Consider the following 21,125-nt stretch of genomic DNA (forward strand, 5'->3'; position numbering starts at 1 on the left):
CTCACGGCCGCCTTGCGCGGCCGTTGCCCGTTTCCGAGAGGATGCAGCATGTCCGACCTGATCGAACCCGTGATCGGCGTGATCGGAGGCTCCGGCCTCTACGACATCGACGGGCTTGTGGAGCGCGAATGGCGCCGGGTGGAGAGCCCCTGGGGCGAGCCCTCCGACGAGCTGCTCTTCGGTCGCCTCGACGGCGTGCGCTGCGTCTTCCTGCCGCGCCATGGCCGCGGCCACCGCGTGCCGCCGAGCGAGCTGAACTATCGCGCCAATATCGACGTGCTGAAGCGCGCCGGCGTGACGGAGATCCTGTCCGTCTCCGCCGTGGGCAGCCTGAACGGCGACCTGCCGCCCGGGCATTTCGTGATCGTGGACCAGTTCATCGACCGTTCCTTCGCCCGCAAGAAGACCTTCTTCGAGACCGGCTGCGTCGCACATGTGTCGATGGCGCATCCCGTCTGCACCCGGCTCGGCGACGCGATGGAGGCGGCGGCGCGGGAGATCGGCATCCCGCACAAGCGCGGCGGCACCTATCTCGTGATGGAGGGGCCGCAATTCTCCACCAAGGCGGAAAGCGAGCTCTACCGCGCCTGGGGCTGCGACGTGATCGGCATGACCAACATGCCGGAGGCCAAGCTCGCCCGCGAGGCGGAGCTCTGCTACGCCACCGTCGCCATGGTGACGGATTTCGACTGCTGGCACCCGGACCATGACCATGTCACCGTCGATGCGGTGGTCAAGATCATGCACGGCAACGCCGACAAGGCGCGGGCCCTGGTGAAGCGGGTGATCCCCTCGCTGGGCGCGCCGCGCGGCGCCTGCCCCTATGGTTGCGACCGGGCGCTGGAGATGGCGCTCGTGACCCCGCCGGAGAAGCGCGATCCGGCGCTGATGGCGAAGCTCGACGCCGTGGCCGGGCGCGTGCTGGGCAAGGTCGCGTGATCGCGGTGAGGCCCGCGGTGCCGGGGGATGTCCCGGTGCTGGTCGCGCTGATGCGCCAGCTCAGCGGCAACGAGATCACCCCCACGGCGATCACCGGGCTGATCGCGCCGGAAAGCGGACAGGCCGTGCTGGTGGCCGAGGAGGGGGGGCAGGTGCTGGGCGTCATGGCCATGAACCAGTCCCCCATGCTGCACCGTCCGACCCCCGATGCGCGGATCACCAGCCTGGTGGTGGACGAGGGTGCGCGTGGGCGCGGCATCGGCCGCAGGCTGGTGGATGCCGCCCTGGACACCGCCCGGGGCTGGGGCTGCGGGCGGCTGGAGCTGACCACGCGGCTGGGCCGCGACGACGCCCATGCCTTCTACCGCGCGCTGGGATTCGAGAACTCATCGATCCGCTTCCACCGCGTGCTGAGCTGACGATCCGGCTCGCCCCCGGCGCACGGCGGCGGTTCCGCCATGTGCCGTGGGCGAGGGGTGCCTTCCCGGGGAAACCAGCAGGCGCGGTGGCCAGACCCCGGCCGCGCCGCCTCCCGCATCAATCGTCCGTGGGGTGCCGCCGCCAGGCGAGCAGCAGCGTCGCCAGGAAAAGCACGCCCACCATGAGGACCGGCGCGTCGCCGAAGCCTTGCGGGGAGGCCATGGGAATCCAGACCAGCAGCCCGAGCAGCGCGAAGCAGAGGACGAAGCGCATGATCATGCGGGCAGGGCCTTGTCGAGGAAGATCCGGGTGCGCTCCGCCGCCACCGAGGCATTGGGCGCGCTGAAGGAGGCGCGTTCCTCGCAGGCGAAGCCATGGCCCGCGTCGGGATAGACAAAGACCTCGATCCCGGGCTGCGCGGCCCGGATGGCCTCCACATCGGTGAGCGGGATACCATGGTCCTCCGCCCCGAAATGCAGCTGCACGGGGCAGTTCGGCGTCGCTTCGCGGCTCGCCACGATGCCGCCGCCATAATAGCCCACCGCGGCCGAGAAGCCTGTCATGCGTGTCGCGCCCCACCAGGCGATGGTGCCGCCCCAGCAATAGCCGACGATCCCGCGCCGGGCCCCCGTCGGCAGGGCATCGGCGGCGGCCTGGATATCGGCCAGAACGGCGTCCTCCGCGATCCGTGCGCGCAGGGCCAGGCCGCGCTGGACGTCCTCCTTGGCATAGCCGAGCTCCACGCCCCGCTCGGCACGGTCGAACAGCGCCGGGCAGATCACCGCATAGCCCAGTGCGCCGAAATGGTCGCTGACATGGCGCATATGGCCGTTGACCCCGAAGATCTCCTGCACGACCACCAGCCCGCGGGCGGCATCCTCCGGGCCGGTGCGGTAGGCGGAGAAGCGGTGCCCATCCCTGGCGGTCAGTTCGATCTGCATGCTGTGCGGTCCTGTCGCTGGGCCGGATGCCCGTGCCACGCTGCGTGGCGCCATTCACTGCCAGTCTTGCGTGCTTTCGGGCCGCCTGTCACGAGCCCGGTTGTCGTGGACCCGGGTGATTCCACGGCGCCCCCGCATGCATTAACCTGGTGTCATGGACGATGTCGTGAATCTCCGTCAGGTCCGGAAGGCCAGGGACAAGACGGAAAAGGAGGCGAAGGCTGCGGAGAACCGCATCCGCCACGGCCGCACCGGCGCCCAGAAGGCCGCGGACCGGCTGGCCCGGGAAAAGCGGGAGGCGCTGCTGGACGGCGTCCGGCGGGAGGAACCCAGGCGTCCGGAATGATGCCGCGCGCGGTGCGGCGCGACCGCATGACCGGCCCTGTTCCATGCCAGGACCGGTCGCTTCCCCATCGAAGGGCGGCTTCGCTTGCTGTCAGCCCTTGTTGGACATGATGGACTTGACCTCGTCCATCGCTTCGGTGAAGCGGCGGTTGAGCAGGTTCAGCGCCTCGCCATTCGACTTCTGGATCAGGTCGGCCAGCTCGCGGATGTTGGAGACCGCCCGCTCATAGGTGGCCTTCAGGATCTCCGCCTGCCGCGCGGCCTTCTCCTTCGGGTCGCCCTGCTCGGTGACGGAGCGCATGGCGTCCGTCATCTCGGCCATGGACTGCTGCATGATCTCCATGTGCCGCTTGGCCACGGCCTGGGCACCCTCGAGCGCCACGCGGTTCGCGGCGGAAAGGGCTTCCAGGTTGCGCCGCTGCGCCGCCGCCAGGCCCTCCAGGTCGGGCATGGCGCCAAAGCGCATGTCGGAGAAGATCTTCATGGATTCGCGGAACGGATCCAGATCGCCCGGCGGGGTGGGGGACTTAGCCATGTTGTGGTTCCTCCTTCGGAAAGGGAGCGCGACAGCCAGGTCCGCCCAGGGATCGCGCTAACCCAGCATAGGGTCCGTGCCGGCCGGTGGCGATGGTGCTGCATCCTGGCCCGGAACGATTCCGCCATGGCCGGCCGCGGAAAGATCGCCGTCATCCAGGCGCAGCGTGCGTGCGATCTGCTCCGCACGGTCCAGCGCCTTGTCCAGCGCCGCCATGGTCGGCCCCAGATCCAGGCTGTTGTCGTCCGCCCAGCTGCGGGAGGCCGCGAGCCAGACGCCGGCGAGCCCCTGCACGCGCATCAGCCCGCGCACGCCGGAGGTATCGACCTCCGCCCCTTCCAGCGTCCAGGCCATGGAGGCCATCAGCAGGGGCGAGAGGGAGAGGGCGAGAAGCGGATGCCGGCGCAGGTCGGCCTGGAGTCGCAGGATGCCGGCCCGATGCGGCTGCAGCGCGTCGAAGCGGCGCATCAGCAGGTCGAAGATTCGGTCGCGGGCCGAGCCGCCCTGGCCGGGGATGGTGGTGGAGAGCACCTGCCGGTCAACGGCGCGGGCATGGGCGGCCAGCAGCGCCATCGGCGTGCCATAGCGCGACCGCAGCGAATCGAGGCCCACCCCACTCTCGGCGGCGATGCGGGCGAAGGTCACGTCGTGCCAGCCGCGCGTGGCCACGACCTGCCAGAGCGCATCGAGGACCCGCGCCTCGTCGAAGGCGGGGCCGGCGGGCGGGAAGGGGGGGTCAGCGGGATTCTGCATGGGACCACAATTTGTCCTGCGTGGCGGGCGCGCCAAGCCCGGGCCATGCCGGCCCGTGCAGTCGTGAAGGCCTCCGCGAAAGCCCCTGGGCCATGAGGCAGCCGCTCACGCGGAGAGCTCGCGCGAGCGTGTCGTCGCGGCGGCGATGGCGCGGGACACCAGGGCAGGCCAGGCATCCTCGGCCATCAGCACGGCCAGGGCCCGTTCCGTGGTGCCCTTCGGGCTGGTCACGTTGCGCCGGAGCACGGCGGCATCCTCATCGCTCCGCGCCAGCAGGGAGCCCGCACCGGAGACGGTGGCGCGGGCCATGCGCCGCGCCAGGTCGGCGGGCAGGCCCTGCTCGACCGCCGCCTTCTCCAGGAGCTCCGCCAGCAGGAAGACATAGGCCGGCCCGCCGCCCGAGACGGCGGTGACGGCATCGAGCTGCGCTTCCTCCTCCACCCAGGCGACCTCGCCCACGGCGCGCAACAGGGCATCCGCGAGGGTCTTTTGCGCCCCCGTCACCCGCGCCCCGGCGAAACCGGCGGTGAAGCCCTGGCCGACCGCGGCCGGAGTATTGGGCATGGCGCGCACCACCGCGGCCTCGCCGCCGAGCAGGCGCTCGATCCCGGCCTCGGTCTGGCCGGCCATGATGGACACGAAGACGGCCCCCGCCTTCGCGAAGCGGGCATAGGCGGGCAGGGTCTCGGCCGCCATCTGCGGCTTCACCGCCAGCACCACTGCGGCAGGGCGGAATTCCGGCGGCAGGGCGCCGGGCTCCGGCAGCAGGCGAAGCCCGGCCGGAGCCTCGGAAGCATGGGGGTCCACGGCGATGGCCTCTTCGATGCCGCGGGCCAGCCAGCCCGTCAGCATCGCCCCCCCCATCTTGCCATAGCCAACCAGCAGGACGGGCGGCAGCGCCTCGCTCATGGAACCTCCTCACATCGCGTCAGGCCTCCCCGAGGCAGTCGAGCATGGCGGCCTGCAGCGCATCCTCGGCGCCACGGCCGCCCCACAGCACGAGCTGGAAGGCCGGAAAGAAACGCTCGCACTCCGTCAGGGCGATGTCCACCATGTCCTCCAGGCTTTCCGCCGAGGCACCGGGGGCGCCGCGCAGCAGCACCGAGTGCCGGAAGACCGGGGTGCCGTCGTCGCCCTCGATCCCGAAATGACCGATCCAGAGCTTCTCGTTGGCCAGGGCCAGCAGCTCGAAGAGCTTGCCGCGGGCCTCCGGCGGCACCTTCATGTCGAAGGCGCAGGTGAAGTGCATGGCGCTGATTTCGGAAGACCACGCGAAATGCAACCCGTAGTCGCACCACTTCCCCGGGGCCTCGGCGGCCATTTCGCCGGAGGAGCGACGGTCGAACGCCCAGTCGTTGGCGACGACGATCTGCTCCATCACGTCGAGGGGATTGGACGCCTTCTCCCGGCGTCCGAGGGCGAGCGGAGCGGTCATGTGGCACCTCCTTCCCGTCCTGGCTGGGCCCTGACCACTGAGTCTAGTCCAGACTCGCGGACCCAGCCCCTAGAGCTTGATATTGCGTTGCCATAACCCCGGCACGGCAAGGGATTTCTTCGGCGCCACCATCCGCTACCGGGGATGTGTGGCGCCGCCGCCATTCCGCGTGCCGCCGGGGAAAGGCCTCAGTCGAGCGAGCCGGGCTCGCCGGGCCGGACCTTCGGCGCGTCGGGCTTCGGCTGGGCCTCCGCCTCGCTGGCGCCGGCCGTGCCGCCCTGTCCCGGCCAGGCGGGGCCGGTGCCCGCGCCGCCGCTGCCCTTCAGCGTGTCGGCGTCGGCCACCGAAGCGCCCGCTTTCTCCTGCGGTGCGGAGGCGGCCGGGGCGCCCGGGGCCATGCCGGCCACCAGCCGCTCCAGCAGGGTCACCCGCGCGGCCAGGCCCTCGGCCTCCTCGCGGGCCCGGCGCGCCAGTTCCATGGCGGCGTCCAGGTCCTCCCGCCGCACCAGGTCCAGGCGCTGCAACATGCTTTCGGCCTGGGCGCGGAACACCGCTTCGGCCTCGTTCCGCAGACCGGTCAGGGCGGAGAAGGCTCCGCCCGCCACGCCCGCGAGGTCGTCGAAGATCTTGCCGCCGCGCCCGAAACCGGCGCCGCCGCCACCGGGCCCACCTTTGGGGCCATTGGCCCCGCCGAAGCCGCCGTCCTGATCCATCATCTGTCTCCCTTGCCGGGCCTGGTCCGCGCTGCCATCACGCAGCCCATATGGGCCCCATATGGGGAAGGACGCCCCCTTCGTCCAATTTCCTTCAACGGGCCACCCGATGGGCTCCCCAAGGGAGCTTCCCCGGGACGGCCAGAGCGGAAAGGCAGCGCCATGTTCCTTGTCACCGGCGGCGCCGGCTTCATCGGCTCCAACCTCCTGGCCGCGCTCTGCGCCCGGGGGGAGGAGGTCATGGTCTGCGACCGGCTGCGCGATGGCGGGAAGTGGCACAACATCGCTCCTTACCCCATCGCCGGGATCGTGCCGCCGGAGGATCTGGACCGCTGGCTGGACGGCGCCTCCGGGCTGGAGGGCATCTTCCACCTGGGCGCCATCAGCGCGACCACGGTGCGGGACGGCGACCTGGTGGCCGCCAACAACCTGTCGCTGACCCTGCGCCTCTGGGACTGGTGCGCCGAATACCGGGTGCCGCTGGTCTATGCCTCCTCCGCCGCCACCTATGGCGATGGGTCCGCCGGCTTCGACGACGACATGGCGCCGGAGGCCCTGGCGAAGCTGCGGCCGCTCAACCTCTATGGCTGGTCCAAGCACGCCACCGACCGGCGGGTGGTGGACCTGCTGGCGCGCCATCGCCTCGCCCCGCCGCACTGGGCCGGGCTGAAGTTCTTCAACGTCTATGGCCCCCACGAGGCGCACAAGGGCCGCATGGCTTCGGTGGTGTTGCACAAGTTCCGCCAGATCGCCGGGGGTGAGGCCGCGACCCTTTTCGCCTCGGATCGGGAGGGCATCGCCGATGGTGGGCAGATGCGCGACTTCGTGCATGTGGACGATTGCGTGGCGGCGATGCTCTGGCTGATGGACCACCCGCATGTCTCCGGCCTGTTCAACTGCGGCTCCGGAAAGGCGCGCAGCTTCCGGGACCTGGTCCTGGCCGTCTATGCCGCGATGGGGCGGGAGCCCGACATCCGCTACGTGCCGATGCCCGAGGACCTGAAGGGAAAATACCAGTATTTCACCGAGGCGCGCATGGACCGGCTGCGGCAACTCGGCTTCAACCACCTGGCCACGGAGCTGGAGGACGGCGTGGGCCGCTACGTCCGCCAGCTCATGGCCGAGTCCCCGCTGGAGCCACAGAACCGGGCATGATCCCCGCCATCCTCTTTCCCGCCTTCGACCCGGTCGCCATACAGCTCGGCCCCTTTGCGATCCGCTGGTACGCCCTGGCCTATATCACCGGCATCCTGATCGGCTGGGGGCTGGTGCGCCGGCTGGTGCAACTGGCGCCGCAGGTCGCGACGCGGGAACAGGTGGACGATTTCGTGACCTGGGCCACGCTGGGCATCGTGCTCGGCGGCCGCATCGGCTACGTCCTGTTCTATCGCCCCGGCCACTACATCGACCATCCGCTGGAGGCGCTCTACCTCTGGCAGGGCGGCATGTCCTTCCATGGCGGCGCGGCGGGCGTGATCCTGGCGCTGTACCTCTTCACCCGCTCGCAGGGGCTGAGCTTCCTCGGCTTCTCCGACCGCGTGACCTCGGTGGTGCCGGTCGGCCTGTTTTTCGGGCGCATCGCCAACTTCATCAACGGAGAGCTCTGGGGCCGCGTCACCGACGTTCCCTGGGGCATGATCTTTCCCACCGGCGGGCCGGAGCCCCGCCACCCCTCGCAGCTCTATCAGGCGGGCATGGAGGGGGTGATTCTCTTCGTCCTGCTACAGGTCCTGATCCACCGCCCGGCGCTGCGGGCCCGGTACGGCTTCGTGTCCGGCGCCTTCCTGGCCGGCTACGGCGTCGCCCGCATCGTCGGTGAGCTGTTCCGCCAGCCGGACGCGCAGCTCGGCTTCCTTTTCGCCGGGATCACCATGGGGCAGCTCCTGTCCCTGCCGATGGTGCTCTGCGGCGCCTGGCTGATGTGGAGGGCCCGGCCCGCGACCGCCCCCGCCCAGGGCGCCATGCGGCACGAGGGCGCCTGACATGGCGGGGGCCGAACGGCTCGACCGCTTCATGGCCCGGGCCGTGGCCGCCTACTACGCCGGCCGCGACCCCTTGGGCCGCGACGGCGATTTCATCACCGCGCCGGAGATCAGCCAGGCCTTCGGCGAGTGCCTGGGCCTCTGGGCGGCGGTCTGCTGGCAGATGATGGGGGCGCCGCCGCGCATCCTCCTGGCGGAGCTCGGCCCCGGGCGCGGCACTCTGATGGCCGATGCCCTGCGCGCGGTGCGGGAGGTGCTGCCCGCTTTCGCCCAGGCGGCCGAGCCGCATCTGGTGGAAGCCTCGCCCGTGCTCCGGGCGGCGCAGCGGGCGAAGCTGCCGGACGCGCAATGGCACGACCGGGCAGAGGACCTGCCGGAAGGGCCGCTCCTGCTTCTGGCGAACGAGTTCCTCGATGCGCTGCCGATCCGGCAGTTCGTGCGGCAGGACGGCACCTGGCGGGAGCGCTGGGTGCAGGACGGCGCATTCCTTCTCCGCGAGATCGTGGAGCCCCCCGTAACGGACCTTCCCGAAGGCATGCCGGACGGTACGGTCCGGGAGGTCTGCGCTCCCGCCCTTTCCCTCGCCGGATGGCTCGCGGGGCGTCTGGCCCGGCAGGGCGGCGCCGCGCTCTTCATCGACTATGGCCACACCGCGGGTGGCAGTGGCGACAGCCTCCAGGCCGTTCGCCGGCATGAGCCGGTCGCTCCCCTGGCCGGCCCCGGCACTGCCGACCTGACCGCGCATGTGGATTTCCAGGCCCTGGCCGGCGCGGCCCGGGCTGGTGGTGCCGCCGCGCATGGACCGGTGCCGCAGGGCATGTTCCTGCGCCGCCTGGGCCTGGGGCAGCGCGCCGCCATGCTGGCCGCCGCCAATCCCCGGCAGGCCCAGGCGCACTTGGCCGCGGCGAACCGCCTGACGGCGCAGGAGGCGATGGGCCTGCTCTTCCAGGCCCTGGCCATCACGCCGCCCGGCTTTCCCATTCCACCCGGATTCGAGAACGCATGAGCACCGCCGAGTTCCTCGTTGCCGCCGGTCTGGCGGGCCTGCCGCATGGCTTCTTCACCCGGCGGGGCGGTGTCTCCGAGGGCACCTTCGCCTCGCTCAACTGCTCGCTCTCCGGCGCCGACGACCCGACCCGGGTGGCGGAGAACCGCGCCCTGGCCATGGAGGCGCTGGGCCTGCCGCCCGCCGCGCTGGTGGGGCTGCACCAGGTCCATGGCCCCGATGTGGTGGTGGCGCGCGAGCCCTGGCCCGACACGGCGCGGCCGCGCGCGGATGGGATCGTCACCGACCGGCCCGGCCTGGCCCTGGGGATCGTCACGGCGGATTGCGGCCCGGTGCTCTTCGCCGATGCCGAGGCCGGGGTGATCGGTGCCTGCCACGCGGGCTGGCGCGGGGCCGTGGCCGGGATCTGCGAGGCGGTGCTGGAGGCCATGGAGGGAATCGGGGCCCAGCGCGGGCGTGTCGTGGCCGCGCTGGGCCCCTGCATCCGCCAGGCCTCCTACGAGGTCGGGCGCGATCTCTTCGAGGCGGTGGGCCAGCCGGAATTCTTCCAGCCGGGCGCGCGGGACGGCCACTGGCAGTTCGACATGGCGGGCTACATCGCGGCCCGGCTGCAAAGGGCCGGCACCGGGCTGGTGCAGGTGATCGACGCCGACACCCAGGCCGATGCCGGCCGCTTCTTCTCCCATCGCCGCCGCACCCTGGCCGGCGGTGGCCCAATAGGGCACCAGCTCTCGACCATCGCCCTTCGGGGTTGAAGATCGCGCGACCTCCTCGCGAGATCGGGCAAATGTGAGGACTGAAATCCTCTTAGGAGGATTCAGTTCTCCTTTTGTTCCTAGAATCGGTCTAGGATCGGGGGATGCCCCCCGATCCTTTGCTCGAACAGCTCGAAAGGACCCTGGCCGACTCCTACAAGCGGGAGATCGAGGCGGAGGAGAATGTCTGGCGCAGCCTGCCCTTCTTCGCCGCGACCTTCGCCCTGCAATTCGCCGGGCTGGCCCAGGCGCGCGACTGGCTGCTGGCGATGCAGGGAACCACCGCCCTCGTGGCCATCGGGCTGCTGGTCCTGGCCGGCGGCTCGACGGCGCTGGGCCTGCTTTTCCTGGCCCAGTCCATCGCCCCCGCCGAGTTCCGCTACCTGTCCCGGGAGACCGAGCTGCTGCGCTATGCCGGCGCGCTGCGCGAGCAGGAGCGGGCAGCCGGCCGCGAGGCCACCGAGGCTTCCGCCGCTGCCCTCGCCAGCTTCCGTGCGACGCTGGTGGCGCAATACGCCATGGCGGTGGACAATAACCGGGCCATCAACCGGCGCCGGGCGACGCGGCGAACCAGGGCGGCCCTGGCGATCCTCTGCTCCGTCCTGCTGGTCACGGCCCTGGTGGCACTGACACTGGGCACCAACATGTCCCATGCCACCGGAGCCGGACCGATCCATGACAGCCAGAAGCCCGCCGAAAGCACCCTCGCCATTGGAAGCGGAGCCACCCGGCCAGGACCAACCGGCGGAGACTCCGCGACAACCCGCCCCGGAGGAAACGCCGGCCGAGCCGCCGATGGTGGTGGTGCGCGAGGGATGGTGGAGCCGCGGAGTGGCGGAACGGCCGCGCGAGGCGCTGCGGCGGGAGGATGAGGCGAAGAAGCGATAAGCGGCGGGAAGGCTCCGGAGGTCCAGCCCGCCGCCTGGGATTGCGCCGTGGCCGGTGCTTACTCCGGCCGGATCCACTCGGGCTCGTCGACGATGTCGAGGTCGTCGAGGTTCACGATCACTTCCTCGGTCCCGGAGCGGACCAGGACGCAATGCAGGTCCTCGGTGTCGGAGGCGTTCAGCTCCTGATGCGGCAGATAGGGCGGCACCAGCATGAAGTCACCGGCCTTGGCCTCGGTGATGAATTCCAGCCGGCTGCCCCAGCGCATCAGCGCATGACCGCGCACCACGTAGATGATGCTTTCCAGCGCGCCATGATGATGCGGGCCAGTCGGATGGCCCGGCCGGATGAGGTTGGTTCCGGCCCAGAGATGCTGGGAGCCGTTGCGGCTGCCGCTGATCGCGACCTCGCGGTTCATGCCCAGCGTTTCCGGCGTGTCACAGCTCCGGGCACCGGCCTTCACCACCTTGATGCCGTTGTTGCGCCAATCCTGGGCTTCGCTGGCCGGGGCCTGGCCGGCCTGGGCAGGGGTCTTCGCGATCGTGCCGTCGGGCATGGCGGGCGTCTCCTTCACAGGGAAATCCATCTCTCGGCACACATTTTAGGGCGCCGCCAGCATCGTGAAATGGGCGGGTTTTTCAAACTGCCGCGCTTCTCCAGCACAGTCCTCTCCCTCCGCCGCGATGGCGAGAATAGTTTTCCGCGACGAGGGCCGGGAGGCCGGGGCGCCGAAAACCGATGCTCGACGGGAAGCGCCGCACGCGATAAGCGGCCTGCGATGCCTTATATGGTCTTCTTCGTGTTCCTGATCTTCCTGACCGCGCTGGCCTCCTGTGTTGTCGGCTGAACGGTGCGTCCTGGCGGCGCTTCTCCTCCTGCTCCTCCCCCTGGCCGGGTGCGGGGACCTGCCCCAGCCCTATCGCGGGCAGCCGGGTGGCATGGCGGCCAAGCTGGTGCAGCCGCCTGCCTACCGGATCGCCGTGCCGCCGCCGGACGCGGCCATGCTGACCGATGCAGGCAGCAGGCGCTTCGCCTCCGATCTCGCGGATGCGCTGGTGGCGGCCGAGGTGCCGGCCGTGGCGAGCCAGCCCTGGCCGCTCGACTGGCGGCTGAAGGTGGTGGCGAGCCGCGAGGGCCAGACCATCGTGCCGCGCTACACGCTGGAGAATGCCGACGCGCAATCCGTGGTCGAGGCGCGGGGCAACCCGGTGCGGATCGAGGAATGGGCGGGCGAGGACCCGAAGATGCTGCAACGCGTGGCCACCAGCGATGCCGGCACCGTGGCCACGCTGCTGGCGCGCGCCGATGCCGCCCGCCGCGCGGCGGACCCCGCGACGCTGGTGGCGAACGGCCCGCCACGCCTCCGCTTCATCGGCGTGAAGGGCGCGCCCGGCGACGGCGACGCCGCCTTGACCACGCGCATGACCGATTTCCTGGCCGACAAGGGCTTCCTGGTGCAGCCCCAGGCGGAGGGTTCCCTCTTCAGCCTGGAGGGGCGGGTGAACATGGTGCCCATTCCCGACCGGCAGCAGCGGGTCGAGATCCAGTGGATCGTGACCCGCAAGGACGGCCAGGAGATCGGGCGAGCCATCCAGATGAACCAGATCCCGCAGGGGACGCTGAACGGGCTTTGGGGTGACGTCGCCTATGTGGTGAGCCAGGAGGCGGCGCAGGGCGTGCGCGACATCATCAACAATGCCGGCGGCTTCGGGCCGCCGCCCACCTCTCCCGGCGGGACCGGCACGAAGGCGCCCGGCGGCAAGCCGCAGGCCGGCGTGGCGCCGCCGGCTCCGGCGGGGGACGCGGCCTCCATGGCCGCGCCGCTCCTCCTGCCCGAGGACGATTCCCTGCCGCCTCCCCAGGGCTGAAGCGGCGGGAGAGACGCCGCGCGGCCTGCTCCACGGGGCTGTGGCGGCCGCGATCCGGAGGCGGAAGATTTGCTCACCGGATCGCGATTGCTCTGGAAGAGCCTCGCCATGCCGCCTACGCTGCATTGCATGATGCCATTCTCCCTGGAGCCGGGGCTGCGCGCGGTCCTGCTGACCGCCGCGCTCCTCGCGGGATGCGCGGCGGGCGATGGTCCGCGAACCGCAGGCGATGCGCCCCGCGGTGCCTTCGGACCTTATCTGGCGGGCCGCTTCGCCTCTTCCGAGGCGGACAGTGCCATGGCTGCCGCGCAACTCGGGGAGGCACTGCGGCAGGACCCCGACCAGATCGAGGTGCTGCAACAGGCTTTCGGCGCCGCGGTGATGAACGGCCAGTCCGATGCGACGCGCCTCGCCCGGCGCCTGCCCGAGGACCAGCTGGCGAACCTGCTTCTCGCCGGGGCGGATGCCCAGGCGGGGCGGTGGGACCGCACCGAGCAGAGGTTGCGCACCCTGCCACGCCGGGGCTCGGCGCAGTTGCTCCAGCCCCTGCTGGTCGCCTGGGCCCAGGCGGGGCGGGGCGACACCGCGCAGGCCCTGGCGCTGCTGCGGCCCTTCATCGAGGACGGGCGGCTGCGCGGCGTGATCGCGCTGCATGCCGCGATGATCGCCGATCTGGGTGGACAGCCGCAGGATGCCGCGCGCTACCTGCGCCTGGCGATCGCGGATACCCAGGAGCCGAACCTCCGCTTGGCGCAGATCGGTGCCGGCATCCTTGCCCGGGCCGGTCAGGAGGCGCAGGGCGCGCGGCTCTTCGACGTGATGGCCCGGGGGAACGACGACATCGCCATGGCCGTCACGCCGGCGCTGCGCCAGAAGGCGCTGCAGGGTCGCGCGGTGGCGAGTGCGACCGAGGGGATGGCGGAGGCCCAGGTCGCCTTCGGGGCGGCGCTCCGCTCCCAGGGGGGACCAGACCTCGCCCTGATGCTGTCGCGCCTGGCGCTGCGCCTGCGGCCGGATTTCGCCCCGGCCCTGCTTCTCGCCGCCGATTCCCTGGCGGACCAGAAGCATACCGACCGCGCCCTGGCGATGCTGGAAACGGTGCCGGAGCGCGATCCGCTGGCGCCGCTGGTGGCGCTGCGCCGTGCCTCCCTGCTGGATGCCATGGGCCGGACTGCCGAGGCCGAGGCGCTGCTGCGCCATCTGGCGCAGAGCCATCCCCAGGCCGTGCAGCCCGTGGCGCAGCTCGGCGACATGCTCCGCACGAGGGGGCGCTTCGGCGAGGCCTCGGCGGCCTATGGGGAGGCACTGGCCCGGGCCCGCGCGGACGGGTCCGTCGGCTGGCCGCTCTACTATGCCCAGGGCATTGCGATGGAGCGTGACGGACGCTGGACCGAGGCCGAGGCCTCCTTCCGCCGTGCCCTGGCGCTGGCGCCGGACCAGCCGAGCGTCCTGAACTACCTCGCCTATTCCTGGGCGGAGCGGGGCGAGCGGCTGCCGGAGGCGAAGCGCATGCTGGAGCGGGCTGCGGCGCTGCGGCCGCAGGACGGCAACATCGCCGACAGCCTGGGCTGGGTGCTGCTGCGCCAGGGGGATCTGCCGAAGGCCGTGCAGACGCTGGAGCGGGCGGTGGAGCTGGAATCGCGCAACTCCACGATCAACGAGCATCTGGGGGACGCCTATTGGGCGGTCGGCCGGCGGACGGAGGCGCGCTACCAGTGGCGCCGGGCGCTGGATCTCGTCCCGGCTTCCGAGGACGGGCCCCGGCTTTCCGCCAAGCTGCGGGATGGGTTGCAGACCTCTCCCGCCGCTTCCGCTATGCGCTGAGCCATGTCCGATATCACGACGAACCGGCCCCAGGCCGCAGGGGCTGAGGCGGCTGAATTCGCCCCGGCCAAGGTCAATCTCTTCCTGCATGTCACCGGGCGACGCGAGGATGGCTATCACCTGCTCGACAGCCTGGCCGTCTTCGCGGGGGTGGGCGATGAGCTCACGGCTTCGCCGGCGGAGGCGCTGACGCTGGAGATCGACGGGCCGGAAGGCGGCGCCCTGGTCGCGGAGCCGGACAATCTGGTGCTGCGCGCGGCGCGCCTGCTGGCGGAAAGCCACGGCGTCTCCCACGGCGCGGCGCTGCGGCTGACCAAGCGCCTGCCGGTGGCTTCCGGCATCGGCGGCGGCTCGGCTGACGCGGCCGCAGCGCTGCGCCTGCTGGCTCGCCAGTGGCGCCTGCCCCTGCCGCCCGAGGCGGCGGTGGCGCGGCTGGGCGCGGATGTGCCCGTCTGCGTCGCGTCCCGGGCCGCGCGCATGGGCGGCATCGGCGAGGAACTGGCGCCGGCGCCACGTTTCCCGGCCTATGGGCTGCTGCTGGCCAATCCGCGCATCCCCCTGTCCACGCCCGCCGTGTTCCGTGCCCGGGCGACCGGCTTCACGCCTCCGGCGGAACTGCCCGCATCCTGGTCCAGTGCCCGGGCCATGGCCGAGGATCTCCGGCGCTGCACGAACGATCTGGAGGCCCCGGCACGAGAGCTCTGCCCCGCCGTGACGGAGGTGCTCTCGGCGATCGCCAGCCGGAAGGACTGTCTGTTGGCGCGGATGAGCGGTTCCGGCGCGACCTGCTTCGGCCTCTTTCCCGATCCGGCCATGGCCCAGGCGGCGGCCGAGAGCCTGCCCTCCGCCTGGTGGCGCTGGGGCGGGGCGCCCGCAGAAGGCTGAGTCGTGGCCTGCTGCTGCGACGCGGTGGAAAGAAACCCGGGCCGGGAGGTCTTTACGGACCCCCTGGGCTCCGATTATCTCCCTCCCCACGCGAAAGCCCGGCTCGCAAGGGCCTGCTACTGGGGCGTAGCCAAGCGGTAAGGCAGCGGTTTTTGGTACCGCCATTCCCAGGTTCGAATCCTGGCGCCCCAACCAGCGATCGTATCTCCGGATGTCTAGCGCATGGGCTCCAGCCGAGTGGCGAGGCGACGGGCCAGGGCATAGCCCAGCATGCCGGCGACCGGCGCGGCCGGAAGGGCCAGCAACCAGCCGATATGGGCGCCCTGCACCACCATGCCGAGGCCGATGCCGAACATCGTCCCGCCGGTCAGGCAGCCGAGGACCCCGGCGGTCAGGCCGAGGATCAGGATCTCTTCGCGTCTCACCATCGTATCCCAGCAGGTGCAGGAAGCCTGCCGCTTTGACAAGCGGGGGTTTGACAAGGGGGTGGCACGCCGTTAAGGGGCGCCCTCCTTCCTGGGAATGTGGACGTGGCGTTCTGCCGCGCGCCCGCTTCCGGCCTTTCGGGGCCGGGGGACTACCGGGACAAAACTGGCCCACCGGGCCATCGAAGACGAAAGGACCCGCCGCATGACGAAGCGCGCGGAAAGCAAGTACAAGATCAATCGCCGCCTCGGCGTGAACCTCTGGGGCCGTGCGAAGTCCCCGATCGCGAAGCGCGAGTACGGCCCCGGCCAGCACGGCCAGCGCCGCAAGCAGAAGCCGACCGACTTCGGCATCCAGCTGATGGCGAAGCAGAAGCTGAAGGGCTACTACGGCAACATCGGCGAGAAGCAGTTCCGCAAGTATTACGAGGAGGCCGTGCGCCGCAAGGGCGACACCTCCGAGAACCTGATCGAGCTGCTGGAGCGCCGCCTGGACGCCGTGGTGTACCGCATGAAGCTGGCGGTGACGCCCTTCGCGGCCCGCCAGTTCGTCAACCACGGCCACCTGCTGGTGAACGGCAAGCGCGTGAACATCCCCTCCTATCTCGTGAAGGACGGCGACGTCATCGAGGTGAAGGAGAAGTCCAAGCAGCTGACCGCCGTGCTCGACGCCGCGCAGTCCGGCGAGCGTGACGTGCCGGAATATGTGCAGATCGACCACCGCCAGATGAAGGGCTCCTTCATCCGCGCGCCGAAGCTGGGCGATGTGCCGTACCCGGTGCAGATGGAGCCGAACCTGGTCATCGAGTTCTACTCGCGCTGATCCTTTCGCCTCACAGGTAACCCTTTCGGGCCTCCTGCCGAACGCCGCCCCTGGGAACGAACCCCCGGGGGCGGCGTTTCGCGTTTCTGGAGTAAGCTTTGTGCCTTCCCGGGAGAATCGCCTGTGCCGAGTGAGCAGACCCGACGTGTTCTGGCCCTGATCCTGCCGCTGGTGCAGATCGTCGTGGGGCTCCTGCCGCTGGTAGGGGTGGGAACTTCCATGGCGGTGGTGTCGGGGAGCAGCCAGACGCCAGTGGTGCCGGCGAACTATGCCTTCCCCATCATGTGGACGGTGCTTTTCGCACTCTCGCTGGCCTATGGCGTCTGGCAGATCCTGCCGATGAACCATGCGGACCCGCTGCTGAGCCGCGTCGGCTGGCCGCTGGTCGGGGTCTTCGCGCTGAACACGCTGTGGGAGGCGGTGGCGCAGTTCAGCGGGCGGAACGGGTTCTTCCTGGTGGCGATCATGCTGCTGAACGTCGTTTGCGCCCTGGCCGCCTTCTTCCTGGCGCGGCGCGGGGTGGAGCCTTCGCGCAGCGGGCGCTGGCTGGTGCTGCCGCTGACCGGTCTGATGGCGGGATGGCTGACGGCCGCCTGCTTCGCGAACATCTCCGGGGCCGCGCGGGTGGCGGGGATCATCCCGGTGGAGGGGATGGTGGCCACGGTGGCGGCGGTACTGCTGCTGCTGGCGGCCGGAGGCTTCGCCGCGGCGGTGGTCTGGGCAGCCAAGGGCAGCGTCTGGTACCTGGGCGGCGTCGGCTGGGCACTGGTGGCCGTGGTGGTGGCCAACCTGGGGGCGAACCAACTGGATGTGCTGGCGGCGCTGGCGGCCGCGGTGATGCTGGCCCTGGTGGTGGGTGTGGCCTGGACCCGGCGGGTGCCGGGGCGGCGGGGCAGGCAGCTCGGCGCCTGAGGGAAGGTGCTGGCGCTCCAGCCGCAGGACACGGAAGGGATGGAGGGCGGCCTGGACGGGGCGTGTTTCCCCGCCGGGTGCCGGTGCGTTGCCGGAGCGGGGTTTTCGTTCCGTGTTGGTTACGGAGCCGGTGGGAGAGGCGGTATCCGGACAAAAGAAACCCCGGCGAGGGCGGACCCTGCCGGGGTTTGCTTTGGCGCCGGGATGAGTGAGACTTCCGGCTTTCCGGGGAGGTTTCAGGCCGCCTGCCCGGTGGGGATGTTCTTGTCCTGAAGCAGGGTCTGGAGCTCGCCGGACTGGAACATCTCCATGATGATGTCGCAGCCGCCGACGAACTCGCCCTGGACATAGAGCTGGGGGATGGTCGGCCAGTTGGTGAAGGCCTTGATGCCCTCGCGCAGCTCGGGATCGGCCAGAACGTTCACGCCCTTGAAGGGCACGCCCACATGGCTGAGGATCTGGACCACGCGGGCGGAGAAGCCGCACTGCGGGAAGGCCGGGGTGCCCTTCATGTAGAGGACCACCGGGTTCTCGGTGATCTCCTGCTGGATGCGGGCGCTGGTGGCGTCGCTCATGGGGTTCCTTTCAATCGGGGGCGGAGGTCTGCAGGGCGAGGGCGTGGAGTTCGCCCCCCATGCGGCCCCGCAGCGCGGCGTAGACGAGCTGGTGCTGCTGGACGCGGGACTTGCCGCGAAAGGCCTCGGACACGACGGTGGCGGCGTAGTGGTCGCCGTCGCCCGCCAGGTCCTCGATGGTCACGCGGGCGTCCGGGATGGCGGCGCGGATCAGCGCCTCGATCTCGGCTTGCTCCATGGCCATGGGTCAGTTCCCCTCCATCAGTGCGGGCAGGGTAGCCTCATTGGCGGCCCGCAGCGAAGCCACGGATATGGCGGTGCCGTCCGGGAGAACCAAGTCCTTCTCGCCCGTCTCCCCCAGGATCGTGGCGGGGATGCCGGCGGACTGGGCGGCGGCGAGGAGGGGCTGGGCGTCGGCGGTGGCGACGACGTAGCGGGACTGGTCCTCGCCGAACCAGAAGGCGTGGGCGGGGATGGAGCCCGCCACGTCCCGGAGGCGGAGGCCGGTGCCGGTCTCCATCAGCATTTCCGCGATCGTGACCAGGAGGCCGCCATCGGCGCAGTCATGGGCGGCCTGGATGCGGCCTTCGGTGATCTGGGCGCGGAGGAAGTCGCCGGTGCGGCGCTCGGTGGCGAGGTCCACGGGCGGGGGGGCGCCGTCCTCGCGGCCCGCGATCTCGCGCAGCCAGAGGGACTGGCCCAGGTGGCCGGTGGTGGCGCCCAGGAGGACCAGGGTGGCGTTGGCGGGGGCGCCGAGGCGGGTGGCCTTCGCCACGTCCTCCAGCACGCCCACGGCGCCGATGGCAGGGGTGGGGAGGATGGGGCGGCCCTCGGTCTCGTTGTAGAGGGAGACGTTGCCGCTCACGACCGGGAAGTCCAGCGCCTTGCAGGCGGCGGCCATGCCGCGGACGGCGCTGGCGAACTGGCCCATGATCTCCGGCTTCTCGGGGTTGCCGAAGTTCATGTTGTCGGTGATCGCGAGGGGGAGGGCGCCGGTCGCGGTGAGGTTGCGCCAGGCCTCCGCCACGGCCTGGGTGCCGCCCATCTCCGGATCGGCCAGGACGTAGCGCGGGGTGCAGTCGGTGGTGATGGCCAGGGCGCGGGTGCCTTCGCCCACGCGGACGACCGCCGCATCGGCGGCGCCGGGGCGGCGGGTGGTGTTGCCGCCCACGGTGGCGTCGTACTGGTCCCAGATCCAACGGCGGGAGCAGAGGTCCGGGCTGGCGACGAGGGTTTGCAGGGCCTCACCAATGGTGGTGGGGTTGGAGATGTCGGCCGCGTTCAGCGTGGGCTGTTTCGGCGTTTCGGCGGTGGGGCGGCGGTAGAGGGGGGCCTCGGATTCCAGGGGGGCGAGGGGGATGTCGGCCTCGACCTGACCCTTGTGCTTCACCACGATGCGGCCGGTGTCGGTGATGTGGCCGACGACGGCGAAGTCGAGTTCCCACTTGCGGAAGATAGCTTCGGCGATGTGCTCGGCGCCGGGGCGGAGGACGATCAGCATGCGCTCCTGCGATTCGGAGAGCATCATCTCGTAGGCGGTCATGCCGTCCTCGCGCTGCGGGACGTTGTCGAGGTTCATCTCGATCCCCACGCCGCCCTTGCCGGCCATTTCCACGCCGGAGGAGGTGAGGCCGGCGGCGCCCATGTCCTGGATCGCGACGATGGCGTCGGTGGCCATGAGTTCGAGGCAGGCCTCGATCAGCAGCTTCTCCGCGAAGGGGTCACCGATCTGGACGGTGGGGCGCTTTTCCTCGCTGTCCGCGTTGAATTCCGCGCTGGACATGGTGGCGCCGTGGATGCCGTCGCGGCCGGTCTTGCTGCCGACATAGACCACGGGGTTGCCGATGCCGGCGGCGGCGGAGAGGAAGATGCGGTCCTTTGGCGCGATGCCCACGGTCATGGCGTTGACCAGGGGGTTGCCGTCGTAGCGGGGGTGGAAGTTGACCTCGCCGCCCACGGTCGGGACGCCGACGCAGTTGCCGTAGCCGCCGATGCCGCGGACGACGCCGTCGAGGACGCGCTTCGTGACCGGGTTGCTCGGCGAGCCGAAGCGGAGGGCGTTGAGGTTGGCGATGGGGCGGGCGCCCATGGTGAAGACGTCGCGCAGGATGCCGCCCACGCCGGTCGCCGCACCCTGGTAGGGCTCGATGAAGCTGGGGTGGTTGTGGGATTCCATCTTGAAGATGGCGGCCAGCCCTTCGCCGATGTCGATGACGCCCGCATTCTCGCCCGGGCCGTGGATGACCCAGGGGGCCTTGGTCGGCAGCTCCTTCAGCCAGACGCGGCTGGATTTGTAGGAGCAGTGTTCCGACCACATCACCGAGAAGATCCCGAGCTCGGTCATGGAGGGCTGGCGGCCGAGGATGGCGAGGACACGCTCGAACTCATCCGGCTTCAGGCCGAATTCCGCGGCGAGCTGCTTGGCACGCTCCGGCGCCAGTGGGGCCGGGGCGAGGGGGGCGGGGCTGGACATGTTCGCCTTGTGGGAAGGCGCGGGCGCGATGTCCAGGGGTTCGCGTATCGGGGGAGGGTTGCCGGGACGGGTGCTCATGGCCAGGCGTGGCGGAGGCGGTTGGGGAGGCGGGCACGGCCGGCGGCGGTGCGGTGGAGGGCGGCGAGGGTTTTCAGCCAGTTCCGGTAGGCGGTGAGGGCGCCGTAGCGCGTTGGAAAGGGCGGGATTTTCGTTTGGCGCAGGGTTTCGGACAAATCCGGGTCCGGGAGGAGCCAGGGCGGGCCGGGGAGAGCGGAGCGGAGGCCGAGGCGGCGGGCGAGGAGGATGAGGCGCAGGCCGAGGATGCGGTAGGCGCGGCGGGCGGCGCGGCAGATGCGATGCTCGATGGCGCGGAGGGGGTGATTGGGGTGGGTTTCGGCCAGGAGGGTGAGGAGGCGGGTCCAGAGGCCGTTGTGGGTGAGGCGGCGGAAGTAGCGGGAGATGGTGGCGGGGTTGCCGTAGTGGGGCGGGAGGGCGCGCCAGGGGTCGGGGGTGAGGGCGAGGTGGAAGATGGCGTCCATGCGGAGGCGGAGGTCGGCGATGGGGCGGCCGGCGGGGGAACGCGGGAGGATGTGGGGGAGTAGGGCGAGCCACTCGTCGTCGGTGAGGG

Annotated in this window: 26 protein-coding genes and 1 tRNA gene; 14 read left to right on the forward strand and 13 right to left on the reverse strand. The window is 70.8% G+C overall.

Annotated elements, in window-relative coordinates:
* Positions 1-48: 48 nt before the first annotated feature.
* Both BT98_RS0101925 and BT98_RS22885 read left to right on the forward strand, forming a co-directional pair.
* On the forward strand, positions 49-939 hold the full coding sequence (locus tag BT98_RS0101925; protein WP_019459667.1) for an S-methyl-5'-thioadenosine phosphorylase: 891 nt from the start codon (positions 49-51) through the stop codon (positions 937-939).
* On the forward strand, positions 936-1,358 hold the full coding sequence (locus BT98_RS22885; RefSeq protein ID WP_019459668.1) for a GNAT family N-acetyltransferase: 423 nt from the start codon (positions 936-938) through the stop codon (positions 1,356-1,358). The genes BT98_RS0101925 and BT98_RS22885 overlap by 4 nt, the downstream gene beginning before the upstream one ends.
* 118 nt (positions 1,359-1,476) lie before the next feature.
* Here BT98_RS22885 and BT98_RS27090 read toward each other — a convergent pair whose 3' ends face one another.
* Together BT98_RS27090 and BT98_RS0101940 are read right to left on the reverse strand one after the other, a co-directional pair.
* Positions 1,477-1,638, reverse strand: coding sequence for a hypothetical protein (locus BT98_RS27090; protein WP_019459669.1), 162 nt, complete (start codon positions 1,636-1,638; stop codon positions 1,477-1,479).
* A complete protein-coding gene (locus BT98_RS0101940; protein ID WP_019459670.1) occupies positions 1,635-2,300 on the reverse strand; it encodes a dienelactone hydrolase family protein in 666 nt (221 codons plus the stop codon). Before BT98_RS0101940 ends, BT98_RS27090 begins: the two co-directional genes overlap by 4 nt.
* Before the next feature lie 154 nt (positions 2,301-2,454).
* Here BT98_RS0101940 and BT98_RS0101945 point away from each other — a divergent pair, with 154 nt between their 5' ends.
* Entirely contained in the window at positions 2,455-2,646 is a 192-nt protein-coding gene (locus BT98_RS0101945) for a DUF4169 family protein (RefSeq protein ID WP_019459671.1), read from the forward strand.
* A 90-nt stretch (positions 2,647-2,736) separates the two neighbouring features.
* Here the strand turns inward: BT98_RS0101945 and BT98_RS0101950 are convergent, their stop codons facing one another.
* The 5 genes from BT98_RS0101950 to BT98_RS26445 all read right to left on the reverse strand — a co-directional run bounded on the left by BT98_RS0101950 (position 2,737) and on the right by BT98_RS26445 (position 6,081).
* Positions 2,737-3,180: a phasin family protein gene (locus BT98_RS0101950; RefSeq protein ID WP_019459672.1), complete on the reverse strand. Its 444-nt coding sequence runs from the start codon at positions 3,178-3,180 to the stop codon at positions 2,737-2,739.
* 57 nt (positions 3,181-3,237) lie between these two features.
* Positions 3,238-3,933, reverse strand: a complete 696-nt coding sequence (locus BT98_RS0101955; RefSeq protein WP_027297134.1) for a hypothetical protein — start codon at positions 3,931-3,933, stop codon at positions 3,238-3,240.
* Positions 3,934-4,038: 105 nt separating this feature from the next.
* Complete coding sequence (proC, locus tag BT98_RS0101960; protein WP_019459674.1) at positions 4,039-4,842, reverse strand: pyrroline-5-carboxylate reductase; 804 nt, start codon at positions 4,840-4,842, stop codon at positions 4,039-4,041.
* Between the two features lie 19 nt (positions 4,843-4,861).
* The gene (locus BT98_RS0101965) at positions 4,862-5,368 is read right to left on the reverse strand and encodes a type III secretion system chaperone family protein (protein ID WP_019459675.1); all 507 of its coding nucleotides are present in this window, start codon (positions 5,366-5,368) and stop codon (positions 4,862-4,864) included.
* A gap of 188 nt (positions 5,369-5,556) precedes the next feature.
* Entirely contained in the window at positions 5,557-6,081 is a 525-nt protein-coding gene (locus BT98_RS26445) for an accessory factor UbiK family protein (RefSeq protein WP_079253469.1), read from the reverse strand.
* 162 nt (positions 6,082-6,243) lie between these two features.
* On the opposite strand from BT98_RS26445, the gene rfaD reads away from it, so the two are divergent.
* The 5 genes from rfaD to BT98_RS0101995 all read left to right on the forward strand — a co-directional run bounded on the left by rfaD (position 6,244) and on the right by BT98_RS0101995 (position 10,696).
* Positions 6,244-7,236, forward strand: a complete 993-nt coding sequence (gene rfaD / locus BT98_RS0101975; protein ID WP_019459677.1) for an ADP-glyceromanno-heptose 6-epimerase — start codon at positions 6,244-6,246, stop codon at positions 7,234-7,236.
* The gene (gene lgt, locus BT98_RS0101980) at positions 7,233-8,063 is read left to right on the forward strand and encodes a prolipoprotein diacylglyceryl transferase (protein WP_019459678.1); all 831 of its coding nucleotides are present in this window, start codon (positions 7,233-7,235) and stop codon (positions 8,061-8,063) included. Before rfaD ends, lgt begins: the two co-directional genes overlap by 4 nt.
* A 1-nt stretch (position 8,064) precedes the next feature.
* Entirely contained in the window at positions 8,065-9,069 is a 1,005-nt protein-coding gene (locus tag BT98_RS0101985) for a class I SAM-dependent methyltransferase (RefSeq protein ID WP_019459679.1), read from the forward strand.
* Positions 9,066-9,824, forward strand: coding sequence for a peptidoglycan editing factor PgeF (gene pgeF / locus BT98_RS0101990; protein WP_019459680.1), 759 nt, complete (start codon positions 9,066-9,068; stop codon positions 9,822-9,824). Before BT98_RS0101985 ends, pgeF begins: the two co-directional genes overlap by 4 nt.
* A 104-nt stretch (positions 9,825-9,928) precedes the next feature.
* The gene (locus BT98_RS0101995) at positions 9,929-10,696 is read left to right on the forward strand and encodes a hypothetical protein (RefSeq protein ID WP_019459681.1); all 768 of its coding nucleotides are present in this window, start codon (positions 9,929-9,931) and stop codon (positions 10,694-10,696) included.
* 74 nt (positions 10,697-10,770) lie between these two features.
* On the opposite strand, the gene BT98_RS0102000 is transcribed toward BT98_RS0101995, so the two are convergent.
* Positions 10,771-11,268, reverse strand: a complete 498-nt coding sequence (locus tag BT98_RS0102000; RefSeq protein WP_115359274.1) for a cupin domain-containing protein — start codon at positions 11,266-11,268, stop codon at positions 10,771-10,773.
* Between the two features lie 280 nt (positions 11,269-11,548).
* On the opposite strand from BT98_RS0102000, the gene BT98_RS25855 reads away from it, so the two are divergent.
* The 4 genes from BT98_RS25855 to BT98_RS0102020 all read left to right on the forward strand — a co-directional run bounded on the left by BT98_RS25855 (position 11,549) and on the right by BT98_RS0102020 (position 15,484).
* The gene (locus BT98_RS25855; protein ID WP_126281936.1) at positions 11,549-12,580 is read left to right on the forward strand and encodes a hypothetical protein; all 1,032 of its coding nucleotides are present in this window, start codon (positions 11,549-11,551) and stop codon (positions 12,578-12,580) included.
* Positions 12,581-12,688: 108 nt separating this feature from the next.
* Positions 12,689-14,404 carry a tetratricopeptide repeat protein gene (locus BT98_RS0102010; protein WP_239370978.1) on the forward strand — a complete coding sequence of 572 codons (1,716 nt, stop codon included), beginning with the start codon at positions 12,689-12,691 and terminating at the stop codon, positions 14,402-14,404.
* Positions 14,405-14,407: 3 nt separating this feature from the next.
* Entirely contained in the window at positions 14,408-15,289 is an 882-nt protein-coding gene (locus BT98_RS0102015; RefSeq protein WP_019459685.1) for a 4-(cytidine 5'-diphospho)-2-C-methyl-D-erythritol kinase, read from the forward strand.
* A 120-nt stretch (positions 15,290-15,409) separates the two neighbouring features.
* A tRNA-Gln gene (locus BT98_RS0102020) sits at positions 15,410-15,484 on the forward strand.
* Between the two features lie 20 nt (positions 15,485-15,504).
* Here the strand turns inward: BT98_RS0102020 and BT98_RS0102025 are convergent.
* A complete protein-coding gene (locus BT98_RS0102025) occupies positions 15,505-15,717 on the reverse strand; it encodes a hypothetical protein (protein WP_019459686.1) in 213 nt (70 codons plus the stop codon).
* Between the two features lie 202 nt (positions 15,718-15,919).
* Here BT98_RS0102025 and rpsD point away from each other — a divergent pair, with 202 nt between their 5' ends.
* Together rpsD and BT98_RS22900 are read left to right on the forward strand one after the other, a co-directional pair.
* Positions 15,920-16,537 carry a 30S ribosomal protein S4 gene (rpsD, locus tag BT98_RS0102030; protein ID WP_019459687.1) on the forward strand — a complete coding sequence of 206 codons (618 nt, stop codon included), beginning with the start codon at positions 15,920-15,922 and terminating at the stop codon, positions 16,535-16,537.
* 123 nt (positions 16,538-16,660) lie between these two features.
* On the forward strand, positions 16,661-17,449 hold the full coding sequence (locus BT98_RS22900) for a tryptophan-rich sensory protein (protein WP_019459688.1): 789 nt from the start codon (positions 16,661-16,663) through the stop codon (positions 17,447-17,449).
* Between the two features lie 236 nt (positions 17,450-17,685).
* Here the strand turns inward: BT98_RS22900 and grxD are convergent, their stop codons facing one another.
* From grxD to BT98_RS0102055, 4 genes are all read right to left on the reverse strand, one after another.
* Complete coding sequence (gene grxD / locus BT98_RS0102040; RefSeq protein ID WP_019459689.1) at positions 17,686-18,024, reverse strand: Grx4 family monothiol glutaredoxin; 339 nt, start codon at positions 18,022-18,024, stop codon at positions 17,686-17,688.
* A 10-nt stretch (positions 18,025-18,034) separates the two neighbouring features.
* Positions 18,035-18,268 carry a BolA family protein gene (locus BT98_RS0102045; RefSeq protein WP_019459690.1) on the reverse strand — a complete coding sequence of 78 codons (234 nt, stop codon included), beginning with the start codon at positions 18,266-18,268 and terminating at the stop codon, positions 18,035-18,037.
* Between the two features lie 3 nt (positions 18,269-18,271).
* Positions 18,272-20,497, reverse strand: coding sequence for a phosphoribosylformylglycinamidine synthase subunit PurL (gene purL / locus BT98_RS0102050; protein ID WP_051544235.1), 2,226 nt, complete (start codon positions 20,495-20,497; stop codon positions 18,272-18,274).
* A 74-nt stretch (positions 20,498-20,571) separates the two neighbouring features.
* A partial coding sequence (locus tag BT98_RS0102055; RefSeq protein ID WP_244881535.1) for a transposase occupies positions 20,572-21,125 on the reverse strand: 554 nt, incomplete at its 5' end.

Origin of the sequence: Roseomonas mucosa ATCC BAA-692, assembly GCF_000622225.1 — a bacterium.
Classification (GTDB): Bacteria; Pseudomonadota; Alphaproteobacteria; order Acetobacterales; family Acetobacteraceae; genus Roseomonas; species Roseomonas mucosa.